Below are 16,199 nucleotides of genomic sequence, written 5' to 3'. Positions count from 1 at the left end.
GCGCGCGGTATCGCCCACGCGTAAGGCGCGGTTCATGACGACCAAGACCGCGCCCGTTTCTTCCTCGCCGATCATCGAATCGCGCGACCAGTTGATCGCCAGCTTCGCCCGTGGTGAAAAGCCGGTCGAACGCTGGCGGATCGGCACCGAGCACGAGAAGTTCGTGTATCGGACCGCCGATCATCGCGCGCCCTCCTATGACGAGCCCGGCGGCATCCGCGACCTGTTGATGGCGTTGACCGAACATGGCTGGCGGCCGGTCGAGGAAAATGGGGTCGTCATCGCGCTGAACGGCAGCGACGGCAGCGTCAGCTTGGAACCCGCCGGCCAGTTCGAGCTGTCGGGTGCGCCGCTCGACAATCTGCACCAGACCTGCGCCGAAACCGGCCGCCATCTGGAACAGGTGAAGGCGGCGGGCGAGCGTCTCGGCCTGGGCTTCCTGGGTCTGGGCATGTGGCCGGACAAGGCCCGCGCCGAATTGCCGGTGATGCCCAAGGGTCGGTACGACATCATGCGCCGCCACATGCCGCGCGTCGGCAATCTCGGGCTCGACATGATGCTGCGCACCTGCACGATCCAGGTGAACCTCGACTATGCGTCGGAGGCAGACATGGTGAAGAAATTCCGGGTCGGCCTCGCCCTGCAACCGCTCGCCACCGCGCTGTTTGCCAATTCGCCCTTTACCGAGGGCAAGCCCAACGGAATGCTGTCGTTCCGCAGCCATATCTGGTCCGACACCGATCCGCAGCGGACGGGGATGCTGCCCTTCGTGTTCGAGGATGGCTTCGGTTACGAACGCTACACCGACTACATGCTCGATGTGCCGATGTACTTCGTTTACCGCGAAGGCCGGTATATCGATGCCGCCGGCCTCAGTTTCCGTGATTTCCTGCGCGGCGACCTGTCGGTGCTGCCGGGCGAAAAGCCGACGCTGGACGACTGGACCGACCACCTGTCCACCGCCTTCCCTGAAGTGCGGCTAAAGACCTTCCTGGAAATGCGCGGCGCCGATGGCGGGCCGTGGAACCGCATCTGCGCCCTGCCGGCGTTCTGGGTCGGTCTGCTTTATGACGACGCAGCACTCGATGCCGCCTGGGATCTGGTGAAGCACTGGACGCTGGAGGAGCGACAGGCGCTGCGCGACGCCGTGCCTAAACTCGCACTCGGCGCCCCCCTGCCCGGTGGCGGCACGTTGCGCGATATCGCTGGCCCCGTCCTCGACATCGCCCATGCCGGCCTTGCCGCCCGCGCCCGGTTCAACAACGCCGGCGACAACGAGACCGGGTTTCTCGAACCGCTGCGCGAGATCGTCCGCACCGGCAAGACGCCGGCCGAATCGCTGCTCGATCGGTATGCCGGCACTTGGGACGGCGATCTGACCCGCGTCTATGCCGAAGAGAGCTTCTGACTGGCTTGCACCGCACGCCGCGTGGCGCTAGTCGGATGGCCACGCGGGTATAGCACAATGGTAGTGCAGCAGCCTTCCAAGCTGAATACACGGGTTCGATTCCCGTTACCCGCTCCAGCTTTTTCGACCCACGATATGCCGATCGACCGAATGAAGCGTCGATCGCAAAGGCTCGCTGTTGCAGTTGGCCTTGACGTTAGCGGTCGGTCCCCGTGTCCGCGCACGATTAGGTGTCATCCGCGCGTCGCCATCGAGACAGCAGAGTACCGATCAATGGGCGGATTACTTCCTTGGTCGATACAACCGGAATGGCGATAGTCTTCCGCTATTACTTATCACCACTACAGTGATTTACTCAAATTGGTTCTATAGCCTACAAAGCATCCAAAACGGATTGTTCGAACGTTATGTTTAACATTGTATTAATAAATTTGTAACATTATCGGAATCGTATGCCAGCCGTCGCATACTTTTTGGAACATGACTTCACCGACGAAGATGCGCCCGAACCGTCGATGATCGACGTGGTATCGTCCGCGCTCTACGGGGCGGCTAGTGGGCGCAGAATACAGAATATCGAGGTTGTTCGGCGTGAATCCATCGTGGCCGATGGCGCCGCGATCTTCATGGTCGATAGCGACTATGTCTTGTTCTTGTCGCCGGAAGCATATCCCGATGCCGCGTCGATACAACGAGATGCCATGGTCGAGATGGCACAGACGCTCGGCGATCAACTGGGGCGGATGATCCTGCCCGTCATTGGAACGGGCCATCTTCAGGACCGATCGTTCCTGATCCTGCCACGTTGCGTGCCATTGAAACCCGGCCGGCTGGGCCGATTGCTACAGAAACCGATGGTCGTCAGCCGGATCATGCCCTGGCTTCGCGCGCTGGTGTTGCAGGGCATGAACAATCAGCCGGCCGATCGCGAATTCCGCGCATCGCTGGACGCCCTGATCGAGATACCGGAATTGCCCAACGCGATGCGCGACGCGGCCCGGCGATCTAAAGAAGCCATCGATACCGGCGCAATCGTCGTGCGCCACGTGCCGATGCATGGCGATCTATGGCGTAACAACGTCATGCAGGACGATGCCGGCAATCTCGCGATCATCGATTGGGCCGGTAGCGCCCGCGACGGCTACGCGATCTATGATCTGGTACGATTCCATCAGTCGTTCGGCATGTCTCAAGGAAGGTTTGCTGCCGAACTGACCTGGTATTGCCAAACCCTGGAGGGCGTGGATGCGGTGATCGCTCATCTTTTGGGCGGTTTGGGTCATTACGCCAATCGCTTGGGCGAATTTCCGAAACAGCGGTTCGTCGCCATGGCGACGGACTGTTACAACCTGCTTTTTACGGGGCTTATTTCCGCCGGACACCTGACCGGCGGCTCTCGGTAGCATCGTCGACGGGCGTGTCGGCCCATGTCCGCAGCGCGTCGACGCGCCGGCGATCCTTCAGATGCTTGATAAAATCAGCCATGAACCTGAACATTCTCACTGCGAGTCCAACAGATCATCCTCTCCTTGACGACACGACGTTACCATTTGGTGACGAGGAAATGAAATGAGCCCGGCGCGGGCGGATCGCGTGAAGCCTCGCGTTCTCGTTTGTTCGCCGATACCGGTCGTCAGGATCGGGTCGGCATGGCACACGCTCGACCTGTGGGCGCGTGATATCAATGCGCAGGCGGACATCGCCGATATCACGCTGCGATGCGCCGTCGTCGTTACGACGAGCGATGCACTGGCCCCGCTTGCGCCCGGCATCGCCGTGGTCACGGATGACGACAGGTTGGCCGACGTGATCTCGCAGACGGATTTCATCCAGATTCCCGGCAATGCCGGCTGGCTGACGTCGAAGCCGTATCTGCCGATCCTGCGGTGGGCGAAGCGGTTCGACAAGCCGGTCTTTCTCGGCATCTCCAGCAATCGCGCGCGCACCTATACGATGAATGCGACGGGAAAATCCCTGTCCGCACGATCAAAGGCGTTGCTGCAATTCGTCGATATTCGGGTGACGCAGTTGTTGCTGGCATCGCGATGTGCCGGCGTATTTGTGGTGGGCGAAGGTCTGCGCAAGCTGGTCTGGCCGGTCGCTCGCGACGTGCATGTCGGCGTGGCAAGCTGGGTCGACGCCGACGATATCGCCCCGCCCCGCCCCGATCACGACCGACCGTTGCGCGTGTGCATGGCAGGACGGCTGGAACCGATGAAAGGCTTCCACTTAGGTATCGAGGCATTCTCGCGGGCCGGACCGGATCGGTTCGCCGCGCTGACGCTTATCGGCCGGGGAGCGGCGCAGGATGCCTTGCAGGAGCAGGCCGAGCGAGCCGGGCTGCCCAATTTCACGATCCGGCCGCCGGTGGGCTATCCGGCACCCTTCTTCCGCTTTCTCGACGAGCAGGACGTCGTTTTGATGACCAACCTGAACGATGAGCAGCCTCGCCTGATCTTCGATGCTATCAGCCGTGGCTGCATCCCGCTATGTCCGGACACGCCGCCCTATCGCGCGCTGGGGCTCGATCCGCGGATATTGTACGAGCAGGGCTCCGCTGCCTCGCTGGCCGAGCGCCTGTGCAGCCTTGCCGATCCAGCCCTACGCCTGCCACTTGGCCGCGCGATCGCCGCCCAGGCGACGACCTATACCGTACACACCATGCATCGCGATCGATTGAACTGGATGACCGACGTCGTGGCGCGGCGTTGATCCCTTGGGCGAACGCGAGCGTTCATTCCCTGCCGGCAAAGCAGTGATGCTGATCGCCGAGCAATCAATCGATCTCGCGATCCCCGAAGGGAAAGTCTGCACCAAATATCGGGGAGGGATCGAACCGCATCGAAGCGGTGGTGGACAGGGCTGGATTCGAACCAGCGTACGCTTGCACGGGCAGATTTACAGTCTGCTGCCTTTAACCACTCGGCCACCTGTCCAGATGGGCCGCCAACGGCGAGGCGGCTCCATGGCCAAGCGGGGAAGCCGTGTCAACCACAGGTTCGACGCTTGCGAACATCCGCCCGCCCGCATAGCACGCCGCCACAGGGATATTCCGGGAGGCTAAACACTTGCGCCGTCACTTGCTGCTCGCCGCCACCGCGGCGCTGATCGCCGCGCCCGCCATCGCGCAGGACAGCGCGACCGCGCGCATCATCGACGAAGGCTTGAACCACAGTCAGGTAATGGTGACGGCGCAGGGACTGACCGACGTGATCGGCCCGCGCCTCACCAATTCGCCGGCGATGCGCAAGGCGGAAGGATGGACGCAGGACAGGTTCCGCGAATGGGGCCTGAAGAACATCCACAAGGAAGGTTTTCCGTTCGGGCGCGGCTGGTCGATCGATCGGTCTAGCGTCCGCATGGTCACGCCGCGCGCGATCCAGCTAACCGCGATCCCGATCGCGTGGACGCCCGCCACGGCCGGCGCACTGACCGCCCCGGTCATCGTCGCACCGATCGAAAAAATCCGTGATTTCGACAAATGGCGCGGGCAATTGCGCGGCAAGGTGGTGATGCTGACCGCGCCCGGCACCGGCGACGAGCCCGACGAGGCGCCATTCCGCCGCCTGTCGGGCGACGATCTTGGTAAGCTAGACCAGTATCAACTGCCCAATAACGACCCGGAGGCGACCGATCGCCGCCTGAAGCGGCTGGAGTTCCAGCAGAAGCTGGACGCCTTCCTGAAGGCCGAGGGCGCGGTCGCCTTTGCCACCATGTCGTATCGCGACGGCAAGCTGCTCCACGGCGAAGGATATATGTTCGGGGTAGGCGAGACGCCGTCGATGCCCGGCGTGCAGATCGCCGCCGAGGATTATCGCCGCCTCGCCCGTCTGGCCAAGATCGGTCCCGCGCCGACGCTGGAGATCGTGAGCGATGTCCGCTTCGACGACAGCGACGTGAACGCCTATAACGTTTTCGCCGAAATCCCCGGCACCGACCCGAAGGCCGGGTACGTCATGGCCGGCGCCCACCTCGACAGCTGGGTCGCGGGCGACGGCGCGGCAGACAACGCAGCGGGCAGCGCGATGGTGATGGAGGCCGCGCGCATCCTCGCCACCACCGGCGTCCGGCCGAAACGCACGATCCGCTTCGCGCTGTGGGCGGGCGAGGAGCAGGGCATCCTCGGCTCGATGGCCTATGTCGAAAAGCATCTGGCGACGCGCGGCACCGGTACGGCGCTGGGCAATGGTCAAGGGATGCAGCGTTATTATGGCTTCGCCAATCGCTGGCCGATCACGCCGCTGCCCGGTTATCGCGACCTGACGGCCTATTTCAACATCGACAACGGATCGGGCAAGCTTCGCGGCCTGTATGCCGAGAACAATCCGGCGGCCGTGCCGTTGCTGCGCGACTGGCTCAGCCCGTTCGCGACGATGGGTGCGGGTACCGTGGTGGTGCGGCCGACCGGCGGCACCGACCATGTCTTCATGCAGTCGGTCGGCGTGCCTGGATTCCAGTTCATCCAGGACCCGCTCGATTATGGCAGCCGCATCCATCACAGCTCAGCCGACACGTTCGATCACCTGAAGGGCGACGACATGCGCCAGGGTGCGACCGTGCTGGCGGGCGTCCTGCTGGCCGCCGCCAATACCGACAAGGTCTTGCCCCGGCCGCCATTGCCGACCAAGCCCGCCGTGACCGATCCCTTTGCCTATTCCGACGGAGATGACGACTGATGGCACGCCGTGGCCACCGCCCCTCGACCGGCACCGCCAACCGCCCCCGCCTCTGGGGCCGGCATGCGGTGACCGCCGCGCTTGCCAATCCCGACCGTACCGTGCGCAAGCTGTGGCTGACGCGCGAGGCGGCGGCGGCGATCCCCGTGCCGCCGGAGATCCCGGTGACCTATGCCGATGTCGCCGATCTCGGCCGCCTCGTCCCCAGCGACGCGCCGCATCAGGGCGTGATCGCCGAGGTCGATCCGCTGGAGGACATGTGGCTGGCCGATCTGCTGATGGCGGGCAAGGACGACCAGCGGCCGCTGGTGGTGCTCGATCAGGTCACCGATCCGCATAATGTCGGCGCCATCCTGCGCTCGGCCGCCGCGTTCGACGCGCTCGGCATCGTCACGCAGGACCGCCATTCGCCACCGGAATCTGGCACGGTCGCCCGCGCCGCATCAGGCGCGCTGGAGACGGTGCCCTGGGTCCGCGTCGTCAACCTCGCTCGCGCGCTGGAGGCGATCGCCGAGGCGGGTTTCTGGCGCATCGGCCTGACTGGCAGCGCCGACCAGACGCTGGTGCAGGCGATGGGCACGCAGCGCATCTGCATCGTGCTGGGCGCCGAGGGCGAAGGCATGCGCCAGAACACCGAGGCGCATTGCGATCTGCTGGCGAAGCTGCCGATTTCGGACCGGGTGGAGAGCCTGAACGTATCGAACGCCGCGGCGATCGCGTTGTATGCGGTGGCGGCGCGGGATTGATTTGACCGGAAAATCCTCCCCCGGCGGGGGAGGTGGCGCGCGCAGCGCGACGGAGGGGTAGCGGTCCAGATGCTCCACGGCCCGAAACAGACGCAGCATCGTGCCAGCAAGCTCCGCCGCACGATGACATTGCCAGAAGTCATTCTATGGCAGGAACTTCGCAAGCGCCCGGCAGGCCTGAAGTTTCGCCGCCAGCATCCTGCGGGCCGCTACGTCCTCGATTTCTTCTGTGTGAGCCATCATCTCGCTATCGAGGTCGATGGGGAGGCCCATAATCGGAGCGGTCGACCACAACGCGATGGCGAGCGTGATGCCTGGCTTGCGACGCAGCACATTCGCGTATGCCGGATTGCGGCTATGAACGTCCTCACGGATCTCGATGCGGTGATCGTTCATGTCCTGTCATGGTGCGGCGCGCGTGGAAACCTACCCCTCCACCAGCCTTCGGCCGGTCCCCCTCCCCCGCCGGGGGAGGATTAGGAAAGAGCAGCCCTCAATCCTCCGCCGCGATCCTCACCCGCAAGCCGTCCAGCGCCGGGCCGAACTGAATCTGGCACGACAGCCGCGACGTCGCATCGCGATCGCCGGCTGAATCGAGCAGGTCGTCCTCGTCCGGTCCCATCTTCGGCAGCTTGTCGAGGAACGCCGGATCGACATGGACATGGCACGTCGCGCAACTGCAACAACCGCCGCACAGCGCCAGCAGCTCGTCGATGCCACCGTCGCGGATCACTTCCATCACCGACAGGCCAGTCTCGCCGGCCAGTTCGCGTTCTTCCCCTTCGCGTGTCGTGACGATAAGCGTCGGCATCATGCAATCTCCTGTTCCCGGTCGCCGCCATGACGGTGCGCGTCACCCGGATCAAGCCTTGAAGGGCCAAACATCATGGGCTTGAGCGAAAACCAGCTACGCACCAGCCTCGACGCGTTGAGCGATATCGAGCCTGCCTTCGCCGCCGCGATCGGGCGGATCGGCTATCCGGCACCCCGTGTGCGCGATCGTGGTTATGCCACGTTGCTGCGCACGATCATCGGCCAGCAGGTCAGCGTCCAGTCCGCCAATGCCGTGTGGCTGAAGCTCGACACGATGCTGGGCAATGCCAGCGATCCCGTGGTGGTCGCGGCCGCCACCGACGAACAGCTTCGCGCCGCTGGCCTGTCGCGGCAAAAGGCCGGCTATGCCCGCAGCCTGGCCGACGAGGTAACGAGCGGCCGTCTCGATCTCGCCGCGCTGCCCGCGGACGACGAGGAAGCCATCGCCGCCCTCGTCCGCGTGAAGGGCATCGGCCGCTGGTCGGCGGAGGTGTACCTGTTGTTCGCCGAAGGTCGCCCGGACATCTGGCCCGCCGGCGATCTCGCGGTGCAGATCGAGGTCGGCCGCATCCTGGGCCATGATACCCGCCCCTCCGAACGCCTGACCCGCGAACTGGCGGAGGCGTGGCGCCCCCATCGCGGCGCGGCGGCAATCTTCACCTGGCATCATTATGGCGCGGGGCCTGACGTGATCGCCGCGCCGGTGTGACCGGCCAACCGAACGCTCAATCCTCTGGCTTGTCCGTGAAATCCATCCGGATGCGCACCCACGCGCCGACCATCTTCTTGCCCCCGATCCGCGGCGGTCGTACCCGGAACTGCCATGCCGCCTCGCGCATCGCCCGGCCGATGCCGGACCCCAGCGGCGATTCGCCCAGGAACCGGCAATTGTCGACGCGGTAATCGTCGATCGTCTGGCAGGCGATCATGCCCCAGCTGTTCGGCGGCGCCCCGCGCGGTAGGTAGGATTGCAGCACACCGCGTGGCGGCCGGGTGTACCATTCCGCATTGTACAGCCGCTGCCCGCCCGGTCCCTCGCCCGGCCCATAAGTGCTGCCGCTGTCCTTGCCCGAATCGTCGCCTTCACCCTCTCCCTCGCCGCGGCCGGCGTCGGCGCGGCGGGTCGCCATCGCCGTACCAACGCCGTCGAACAGTTCCTTGCCGCCGATCATCGAGGGGAGTTCGATCGGAGGTGTCGGCGGCGGTGGCGGCAGGTCGGTGGGCGGCGCGACGCGCGATGGCGCGGCGGCCGGCGCACCGCCCGCCGCGCGGGCCGCCTTGGCAACGGCGGGCTTCGGCGATGCCTTCGGCGCGGCGCCGGGTTCTGGCGCGAGGCCGAACGTCACCGGCATCGATTCCGGTTCAAGCGGCGGCGACGCGGCCGGCGCCAGCCGCAACAGCAGCAAAATGATCAGAATGTGCGCGGCAATCGTCAGCAACAGGGAGACGAGACGCCGCCGGTCCGACGAAGGCTGAAAATAGGCCGACCGCATGAAGCGCCGCGCCTAGACCCCGGCGCAGGCCGCGGCAAGATGGCCCGCAGGGTTTATCCGGTTACGGCGATCCGCGCGCGGGACGCCGACGCCGGCACCAGCCGCAACGTCTGAGCCAGTTCATGTCGCTCGCGCATCACGGTGCCCCGCAGCCGGGTGGTGATCGCCAGCATCGCCCGGCGATAGGTGATCCAGTCGTCCGCCACGTCCACCCCGCTCCAGCGCGCGACATGGGCCTGAAAATCTTCGCTGAGCAGGAGGCAGTCCGCCTTCATCAGCCGAGCGCGCCGGCGCTGCTCCGGGTCACCGCCGGCGATCATCGGATCGAACAACTCGCGATGTTTGAACAGCTGATATTCGCGCAGCCGCCGCGCCATTTCCCAACGGCTCGTCGCCAGTCCGGCACGATTGCGATCAGGATCGCCGTGGATCAGGTCCGTCGCGCGGTCGAGGATCATCAGGATGCGATCCTGATGCTCGTGCAGGCGGGCGAGGCTGGCGGATACATCCATGCCACCATCGTTAGCTGGAACGGTCTTACCAGCGGGTTAGCGATCCGGTCAGCGCGCCGGCGTCCACCGCTGCGTCTGGCAGAAGAACGCGATGCAACCCTGTACCTTTAGCCGGCCATCCGCCTCGCGCTTCAGGATCGACTTGTACGTCTTGCCTGATTTCGGATCGTAGATGCGGCCGCGCCAGTCGTCGCCGTCGTCCTTGAACTCGGTTAGGATCACCAGCCCCTCGATCGGGCGGTCGCGCAACCGGGCGTCGGGATTGTTGCGATCGAGCGGCGGGCCGGAAGGCGGCCCCTTGATGAGCTTCGTGATCCGCCCGCACGTCGACGCGCCGCACGGGGCGATGGTCACGATCGCGCTGCCCTCCTCGGTCAGCCAGCGACCCGCGATCGGTGTCGCCGCATCGGCGGCCGAAACCAGGGTCAGGGCAGCGACGATGGTCGCCAGCGGCAGAATGAGCATACGCATGTTCCGCCTCTGTCGTGCCGGCGAGGCAAAGGCAATGGCCGCTCGCCATGCGCACAATGCTTGCCGCCCCTGATCGCATCCGGCAGGAGCAGGCGCGATGACGCCGACACCAACCCGCTCCCTTGCCGATAGCCACCGCAGCGTGGCCGTTCCGAAGGGGACCGGCGGGTTCCGCCGCTTCCTCGCCTTTGCCGGTCCCGGCTATCTGGTCGCGGTCGGCTATATGGACCCGGGCAATTGGGCGACCGACATCGCCGGCGGATCGGCCTTTGGTTACACGTTGCTGTCGGTCATCCTGCTGTCGAACCTGATGGCGATCGTGCTGCAGGCTCTATCCGCGCGGCTGGGTGTCGCCTCCGGCCTCGATCTGGCGCAGGCGTGCCGGGCGAATTATTCACGGCCGGTGACGCTGGTCCTGTGGGTACTTTGCGAGATCGCGATCGTCGCCTGCGACCTGGCCGAGGTGCTGGGCACCGCGATCGCGTTGAAACTGCTGTTCGGCCTGCCGCTGACCTGGGGCGTGATCGTCACCGCGGTCGACGTGTTCCTGATCCTCGCCCTGCAACGATACGGGTTCCGCCGGTTGGAGGCGTTCATTATCGCGCTGCTGGTCATCATCGCCGGCTGCTTCGTGTTCGAACTGGCGCTCGCCCGCCCCGATCCGGGGGCGATCATGCGCGGCCTCGTCCCGACGACGGAAATCCTGACCAACCCGGCGATGCTGTATATCGCGATCGGCATCCTCGGCGCGACGGTGATGCCGCACAATCTCTATCTCCATTCCTCGATCGTCCAGACCCGCGCATTTGATCAGGATGTCGGCGGCAAGCGCGAGGCGGCGAAACTCGCCACGATCGACAGCACCGTCGCGCTCGGTCTCGCCTTTTTCATCAACGCCTCGATCCTGATCCTCGCCGCCGCCGCCTTCCATACCGCCGGCCGCACCGACATAGCCGAGATCGACGAGGCGTACCGCCTGCTCGCCCCGTCGCTGGGCATGGGCGCGGCCAGCGTCGTGTTTGCGGTCGCTCTGCTGGCGTCGGGCCAGAACTCCACCGTCACCGGCACGCTGGCCGGGCAGATCGTGATGGAGGGCTTCCTGAACCTGCGCCTGCCCGTCTGGGCGCGTCGGCTCGTCACGCGGGCCCTGGCGATCGTACCGGCGGTGATCGTCGTCGGTGCCAGTGGCGATGCCGGCGCCACACAGCTCCTCGTCCTCAGTCAGGTCATCCTCAGCCTGCAACTGCCGTTCGCGGTCGTGCCGCTGGTGGTCTTCACCGGCCGACGCGACCTGATGGGCGAACTCGTCAGCCCGTTGTGGCTGCGAACGCTCGCCTGGACGATCGCGGCGGTCATCATCGTGCTGAACGGCACGCTGCTTTACGGAATGTTGTGAGACCCCCGCATACGAATGGCGCGTGACTTCGGCCCGGCCGCAGGTACACATCAAACCGGACCAACTATTCGGGGCGCCCCTTTGGCCACTTCACCTGCCGCATTGCCTGTTGCCGACGCCAATCCGCTGGCCGACGCCATTCTCGAAACCCTAGTCCACCGGATCGGCAAGGACCAAAAGGCCGCCCGCCCGCATGACTGGCTGGCCGCCACGATCCTGACCGTCCGTAACGACATCATCGAAAAGTGGATGACCTCGACGCGCGAGGCGCATGCGAAGGGTGCCAAGCGGGTCTATTATCTCAGTCTCGAATTCCTGATCGGCCGCCTGTTGCGCGATGCGCTCGCCAATCTGGGCCACACGCACGACATCGCCGGCGCGCTGAAATCGCTGGGCGTGGACCTAGCCGCCATCGAGGAGATCGAACCCGACGCGGCGCTGGGCAATGGCGGCCTCGGCCGGCTGGCGGCGTGCTTTATGGAAAGCCTCGCGAGCCTGGACCTCCCCGCCTACGGCTATGGCATCCGCTATGTGAACGGCATGTTCCGCCAGCGGCTGGACGACGGTTTCCAGGTCGAGCTGCCGGAAAACTGGCTCCAGCACGGCAATCCGTGGGAGTTCGAGCGTCGTGAAAGCGCCTATTTCGTCGGCTTCGGCGGCGAAGTGGTCGGCACCGACACCGGGCAGGTCCATTGGAAAGTGGGCGAGGCCGTCGAGGCGATGGCGGTCGATACGCCGATGGTCGGCTGGCGCGGCAAGCGGGTCAACACGTTGCGACTGTGGACCGCCCGCGCGCTCGACCCGATCCGTCTCGACCGATTTAACGAGGGCGATTTCACCGGCGCGCTCGCCGGCCAGTTGCGGGCGGAGACGCTGACCCGCGTCCTCTATCCCAACGATTCCACCGCCGCCGGTCAGGAACTGCGCCTGCGGCAGGAGTATTTCTTCTCGTCGGCGTCGATCCAGGACATCGTGCGCCGCCACGTCCAGTATTTCGGCGACATCCGCACCCTGCCCGACAAGGCGGCGATCCAGCTGAACGACACGCATCCGGCGGTATCCGTCGCCGAGTTGATGCGCCTGTTGATCGATTTCCACGAATTCGGCTTCGACGAAGCGTGGGACATCACCAAGCGGACGTTCGGCTACACCAACCACACCCTGTTGCCGGAGGCGCTGGAAAGCTGGCCGTTGCCGCTGTTCGAACGCCTGCTGCCCCGCCACATGCAGCTGGTCTATGCGATCAACGGCAAGCTGCTGCGAGAGGCACGCGCGGCGGGCAGTGACGAGGCGGCGATCAAGGCGATCAGCCTGATCGACGAGGGTGGCGAACGGCGCGTCCGCATGGCCAACCTCGCCTTTGCCGGCAGCCACAGCGTCAACGGCGTTGCCGCTCTTCACACCGACCTGATGAAGCAGACGGTGTTCGCCGATCTGCACAAGCTGTATCCGGACCGGATCAACAACAAGACCAACGGCATCACCCCGCGCCGCTGGTTGCAGCAATGCAATCCCGGCCTGACCAGCCTGATCCGTGAGGCGATCGGCGACGCGTTCTGCGACGACACCGAAAAACTGGACGCGCTGGCCGCCCATGCCGACGATGCGGCATTCCAGCAGAAATTCGCCGCGGTGAAGCGCGACAACAAGGTCGCGCTGGCGAAGCATCTGAAGGACCTGATCGGGCTGCGCGTCGATCCCGACGCGATGTTCGACGTGCAGATCAAGCGCATCCACGAATATAAGCGCCAGTTGCTCAACATCGTCGAGACGGTCGCGCTCTATGACCAGATCCGCAGCCATCCCGAACGTGACTGGGTGCCGCGCGTGAAGTTGTTCGCGGGCAAGGCGGCATCGAGCTATCACAACGCCAAACTCATCATCAAACTGGCCGGCGACGTCGCCCGCCGGGTCAACGCCGATCCGGCGGTCGGCGACCTACTGAAGGTCGCGTTCGTGCCCAATTACAATGTGTCGCTGGCGGAAAAGATCATCCCCGCCGCCGATCTGTCCGAACAGATCTCGACTGCCGGCATGGAGGCTTCGGGCACCGGCAACATGAAATTCGCGATGAACGGCGCGCTGACGATTGGCACGCTGGACGGTGCGAATGTCGAGATCCGCGATCATATCGGCGCGGAGAACATCGTGATCTTCGGCATGACCGCCGACGAGGTCGCGGCCAAGCGCGCCGGCGGCTACAACCCGCGTGAGGCGATCGAGGCGTCACCCGAACTGGGTCAGGCGCTGGCGGCGATCGCGTCGGGCGTGTTCTCGCCGGACGATCCCGACCGGTACAAGGGCCTGATGGGCGGCCTGTACGACGGCGACTGGTTCATGCTCGCCGCCGATTTCGACAGCTATGCGGCGGCCCAGCGGACGGTGGACCGGCGTTGGTCGAACCGGTCCGACTGGAATAGTGCGACGATAAGGAACGTCGCGCGTGTCGGTTGGTTCTCGTCAGATCGCACGATCCGCGAATATGCCAAGGACATCTGGGGAGTCCTGTGAAACCACCAAGTGACGCCATCTCCGCCCTGTTGGAAGGGCGTCACGACGATCCCTTCTCGCTCCTTGGTATCTTTCCGGGACCGGAGGGCAGTTTCGCGAGGACCTGGATTCCGGGGGCAGACAGCGTCGAGGCGCATGATCTGTCCGGTACCAGCCTCGGCACCCTGACCCGCGTCGACGATGCGGGCCTGTTCGAGGGGGTCGTCAGCGGCGATCCCCAACCCGTCCGTTACAGCGCATCAGGAAACGGTGCTGAATGGTCGGTAACTGATCCTTACAGCTTCGGCCCCATCCTCGGTCCCACCGACGATTATCTGATGGGTGAGGGCACGCATCTGCGCCTGTGGGACAAGATGGGCGCGCATCTGGTCGAGCATCAGGGCGCGACTGGCACCCACTTCGCGGTCTGGGCGCCCAATGCGCGCCGCGTTTCCGTCGTTGGCAACTTCAACGGCTGGGACGGTCGCCGCCATGTCATGCGTCGTCGCGGCGGCGTCGGCGTGTGGGAGATTTTCCTGCCCGACCTGAATGCCGGCCATGCCTACAAGTTCGAGATCGTCGGCAGTGACGGCCATCTGCAGCCGCAAAAGGCCGATCCTTTTGCCTTCGCTGCAGAACTGCGCCCCCGCACCGCGTCGCTGACGACCGGGCCGATGACGCATGAATGGCAGGACAAGGGCCACCGCGAACATTGGGCCTCGGTCGATCCCCGCCGCGTGCCGATCTCGATCTACGAGGTCCACGCCGGATCATGGGACAAAGATGAAAACGGCTGGTTCCTGAGCTGGGACGCGCTGGCCGACAAGCTGATCCCCTATGTCGTCGAAATGGGCTTCACCCATATCGAATTCATGCCGATCACCGAGCATCCCTATGATCCGTCATGGGGATATCAGACGACGGGCCTCTATGCCCCGTCCGCCCGGTTCGGCGATCACGAGGGGTTCGCCCGCTTCGTCGATGGCGCGCATCAGGCCGGCATCGGCGTGCTGCTCGACTGGGTGCCCGCGCATTTCCCGATGGATGCGCACGGCCTGATCCGGTTCGACGGCACCGCGCTGTACGAACATGACGATCCGCGTTTGGGCTATCACCCGGACTGGAACACCGCAATCTACAATTTCGGTCGGCGCGAGGTGTCGAGCTATCTCGTCAACAACGCACTGTTCTGGGCCGAGCGCTATCACCTCGACGGCCTGCGCGTCGATGCGGTCGCGTCGATGCTGTACCGCGACTACAGCCGCAAGTCGGACGAATGGATCCCGAACGAGGATGGCGGCCGCGAGAATTGGGAGGCGGTGGAATTCCTCCGTGCCACCAACCGCGCCGTCTATCGCGAGCATCCCGGCATCTTCACCATCGCGGAGGAATCGACGTCTTGGCCGGGTGTCTCCAGCCCCGCGCCGGCACCGGGCGAGCGTGAAGGCGGTCTCGGCTTCGGGTTCAAATGGAACATGGGCTGGATGCACGACACGCTCCAGTACATGGCCCGCGAGCCGGTCCATCGTCAGCACCACCACGGCGAGATTACCTTCGGGCTAGTCTATGCCTATTCGGAGAATTTCGTCCTGCCGCTGAGCCATGATGAGGTCGTGCACGGCAAGGGATCGATCCTCACCAAGATGCCCGGCGACGACTGGCAGAAATTCGCCAATCTACGCCTCTATTACGCTTTTATGTGGGGCTATCCCGGCAAGAAGTTGCTGTTCATGGGCCAGGAATTCGCCCAGCGTGCTGAATGGGCCGAGGATCGCGCCCTCGACTGGCACTTACGTACCAGCCATGCGCATGAAGGCGTTCGCAGCCTAGTCCGCGACCTGAACAAACTCTACCGCGAAAAGCCCGCGCTCCACGCACGTGACTGCGAGGCCGACGGGTTCGAATGGCTGGTCGGCGACGACGCTGCCAATTCGGTCTTCGCCTGGTTGCGTAAGGCACCGGGTGAAAAGCCGGTCGCAGTGATCGTGAACATGACGCCGATCGCCCGCGCACCCTATCGCGTGCCCCTGCCCCATGACGGTCGCTGGAGCGAGGTCATGAACTCCGACGCGCAGGAATATTGGGGTTCCGGCCTCGGCAATCTCGGCGGGATCGAGGCAAAGGACGGGGCGGCGTGGGTCACGTTGCCGCCGCTCGCCACGATCATGCTGGAATATGACGGGTAATCGAGCCG

Annotated in this window: 14 protein-coding genes and 2 tRNA genes; 11 read left to right on the top strand and 5 right to left on the bottom strand. The window is 64.8% G+C overall.

What is annotated here, in order from left to right:
• Positions 1-34 precede the first annotated feature (34 nt).
• The 4 genes from ASG67_RS01195 to ASG67_RS01180 all read left to right on the top strand — a co-directional run bounded on the left by ASG67_RS01195 (position 35) and on the right by ASG67_RS01180 (position 4,120).
• Complete coding sequence (locus tag ASG67_RS01195) at positions 35-1,408, top strand: glutamate--cysteine ligase (protein ID WP_056524151.1); 1,374 nt, start codon at positions 35-37, stop codon at positions 1,406-1,408.
• A gap of 43 nt (positions 1,409-1,451) precedes the next feature.
• A tRNA-Gly gene (locus ASG67_RS01190) sits at positions 1,452-1,525 on the top strand.
• Positions 1,526-1,860: 335 nt separating this feature from the next.
• Positions 1,861-2,811, top strand: a complete 951-nt coding sequence (locus ASG67_RS01185; RefSeq protein WP_056524148.1) for a phosphotransferase — start codon at positions 1,861-1,863, stop codon at positions 2,809-2,811.
• 166 nt (positions 2,812-2,977) lie between these two features.
• Complete coding sequence (locus ASG67_RS01180; protein WP_056524145.1) at positions 2,978-4,120, top strand: glycosyltransferase; 1,143 nt, start codon at positions 2,978-2,980, stop codon at positions 4,118-4,120.
• 138 nt (positions 4,121-4,258) lie between these two features.
• Here the strand turns inward: ASG67_RS01180 and ASG67_RS01175 are convergent.
• Positions 4,259-4,344: transfer RNA gene (locus ASG67_RS01175), tRNA-Tyr, on the bottom strand.
• Positions 4,345-4,476: 132 nt separating this feature from the next.
• Here ASG67_RS01175 and ASG67_RS01170 point away from each other — a divergent pair.
• The 3 genes from ASG67_RS01170 to ASG67_RS18145 all read left to right on the top strand — a co-directional run bounded on the left by ASG67_RS01170 (position 4,477) and on the right by ASG67_RS18145 (position 7,310).
• The gene (locus ASG67_RS01170) at positions 4,477-6,084 is read left to right on the top strand and encodes a M20/M25/M40 family metallo-hydrolase (protein ID WP_056524142.1); all 1,608 of its coding nucleotides are present in this window, start codon (positions 4,477-4,479) and stop codon (positions 6,082-6,084) included.
• Positions 6,084-6,830 carry a 23S rRNA (guanosine(2251)-2'-O)-methyltransferase RlmB gene (gene rlmB, locus ASG67_RS01165; RefSeq protein ID WP_056524139.1) on the top strand — a complete coding sequence of 249 codons (747 nt, stop codon included), beginning with the start codon at positions 6,084-6,086 and terminating at the stop codon, positions 6,828-6,830. The genes ASG67_RS01170 and rlmB overlap by 1 nt, the downstream gene beginning before the upstream one ends.
• A gap of 69 nt (positions 6,831-6,899) precedes the next feature.
• Positions 6,900-7,310 (top strand): endonuclease domain-containing protein, encoded by a 411-nt coding sequence (locus ASG67_RS18145; RefSeq protein ID WP_082543225.1) that lies wholly within the window; start codon positions 6,900-6,902, stop codon positions 7,308-7,310.
• Between the two features lie 13 nt (positions 7,311-7,323).
• Here the strand turns inward: ASG67_RS18145 and ASG67_RS01155 are convergent, their stop codons facing one another.
• Complete coding sequence (locus ASG67_RS01155) at positions 7,324-7,641, bottom strand: 2Fe-2S iron-sulfur cluster-binding protein (RefSeq protein ID WP_056526183.1); 318 nt, start codon at positions 7,639-7,641, stop codon at positions 7,324-7,326.
• A 75-nt stretch (positions 7,642-7,716) separates the two neighbouring features.
• On the opposite strand from ASG67_RS01155, the gene ASG67_RS01150 reads away from it, so the two are divergent.
• Positions 7,717-8,352 (top strand): DNA-3-methyladenine glycosylase family protein, encoded by a 636-nt coding sequence (locus ASG67_RS01150; protein WP_056524131.1) that lies wholly within the window; start codon positions 7,717-7,719, stop codon positions 8,350-8,352.
• A gap of 16 nt (positions 8,353-8,368) precedes the next feature.
• Here the strand turns inward: ASG67_RS01150 and ASG67_RS01145 are convergent, their stop codons facing one another.
• From ASG67_RS01145 to ASG67_RS01135, 3 genes are read right to left on the bottom strand one after another with little or no spacing between them, the layout of a single operon-like run.
• Complete coding sequence (locus ASG67_RS01145) at positions 8,369-9,136, bottom strand: hypothetical protein (protein WP_056524128.1); 768 nt, start codon at positions 9,134-9,136, stop codon at positions 8,369-8,371.
• Between the two features lie 53 nt (positions 9,137-9,189).
• The gene (locus tag ASG67_RS01140) at positions 9,190-9,648 is read right to left on the bottom strand and encodes a hypothetical protein (RefSeq protein WP_056524125.1); all 459 of its coding nucleotides are present in this window, start codon (positions 9,646-9,648) and stop codon (positions 9,190-9,192) included.
• Between the two features lie 48 nt (positions 9,649-9,696).
• Entirely contained in the window at positions 9,697-10,119 is a 423-nt protein-coding gene (locus ASG67_RS01135) for a DUF2147 domain-containing protein (RefSeq protein ID WP_414887304.1), read from the bottom strand.
• Positions 10,120-10,216: 97 nt separating this feature from the next.
• On the opposite strand from ASG67_RS01135, the gene ASG67_RS01130 reads away from it, so the two are divergent.
• The 3 genes from ASG67_RS01130 to glgB are packed head-to-tail and all read left to right on the top strand — an operon-like array spanning position 10,217 to position 16,191.
• A complete protein-coding gene (locus ASG67_RS01130) occupies positions 10,217-11,515 on the top strand; it encodes an Nramp family divalent metal transporter (protein WP_056524122.1) in 1,299 nt (432 codons plus the stop codon).
• A 15-nt stretch (positions 11,516-11,530) separates the two neighbouring features.
• Positions 11,531-14,026: a glycogen/starch/alpha-glucan phosphorylase gene (locus tag ASG67_RS01125; protein WP_082543224.1), complete on the top strand. Its 2,496-nt coding sequence runs from the start codon at positions 11,531-11,533 to the stop codon at positions 14,024-14,026.
• Positions 14,023-16,191 (top strand): 1,4-alpha-glucan branching protein GlgB, encoded by a 2,169-nt coding sequence (gene glgB / locus ASG67_RS01120; protein ID WP_056524115.1) that lies wholly within the window; start codon positions 14,023-14,025, stop codon positions 16,189-16,191. The genes ASG67_RS01125 and glgB overlap by 4 nt, the downstream gene beginning before the upstream one ends.
• Positions 16,192-16,199 lie beyond the last annotated feature (8 nt).

This window comes from Sphingomonas sp. Leaf339 (assembly GCF_001426195.1).
In the GTDB taxonomy this organism is placed as follows: domain Bacteria; phylum Pseudomonadota; class Alphaproteobacteria; order Sphingomonadales; family Sphingomonadaceae; genus Sphingomonas.
The sequence above is the reverse complement of the archived record's forward strand: the minus strand, read 5'-3'. Positions and strand labels throughout refer to the sequence as shown.

What these genes read in the sequence shown, in the direction of transcription:
- ASG67_RS01195 (WP_056524151.1), top strand. Translation starts at nt 35, where the DNA reads ATGACGACCAAGACCGCGCCCGTTTCTTCCTCGCCGATCATCGAATCG.
- ASG67_RS01185 (WP_056524148.1), top strand. Translation starts at nt 1,861, where the DNA reads ATGCCAGCCGTCGCATACTTTTTGGAACATGACTTCACCGACGAAGAT.
- ASG67_RS01180 (WP_056524145.1), top strand. Translation starts at nt 2,978, where the DNA reads ATGAGCCCGGCGCGGGCGGATCGCGTGAAGCCTCGCGTTCTCGTTTGT.
- rlmB (WP_056524139.1), top strand. Translation starts at nt 6,084, where the DNA reads ATGGCACGCCGTGGCCACCGCCCCTCGACCGGCACCGCCAACCGCCCC.
- ASG67_RS18145 (WP_082543225.1), top strand. Translation starts at nt 6,900, where the DNA reads ATGCTCCACGGCCCGAAACAGACGCAGCATCGTGCCAGCAAGCTCCGC.
- ASG67_RS01155 (WP_056526183.1), bottom strand. Translation starts at nt 7,641, where the DNA reads ATGCCGACGCTTATCGTCACGACACGCGAAGGGGAAGAACGCGAACTG.
- ASG67_RS01150 (WP_056524131.1), top strand. Translation starts at nt 7,717, where the DNA reads ATGGGCTTGAGCGAAAACCAGCTACGCACCAGCCTCGACGCGTTGAGC.
- ASG67_RS01145 (WP_056524128.1), bottom strand. Translation starts at nt 9,136, where the DNA reads ATGCGGTCGGCCTATTTTCAGCCTTCGTCGGACCGGCGGCGTCTCGTC.
- ASG67_RS01140 (WP_056524125.1), bottom strand. Translation starts at nt 9,648, where the DNA reads ATGGATGTATCCGCCAGCCTCGCCCGCCTGCACGAGCATCAGGATCGC.
- ASG67_RS01135 (WP_414887304.1), bottom strand. Translation starts at nt 10,119, where the DNA reads ATGCGTATGCTCATTCTGCCGCTGGCGACCATCGTCGCTGCCCTGACC.
- ASG67_RS01130 (WP_056524122.1), top strand. Translation starts at nt 10,217, where the DNA reads ATGACGCCGACACCAACCCGCTCCCTTGCCGATAGCCACCGCAGCGTG.
- ASG67_RS01125 (WP_082543224.1), top strand. Translation starts at nt 11,531, where the DNA reads ATGGCGCGTGACTTCGGCCCGGCCGCAGGTACACATCAAACCGGACCA.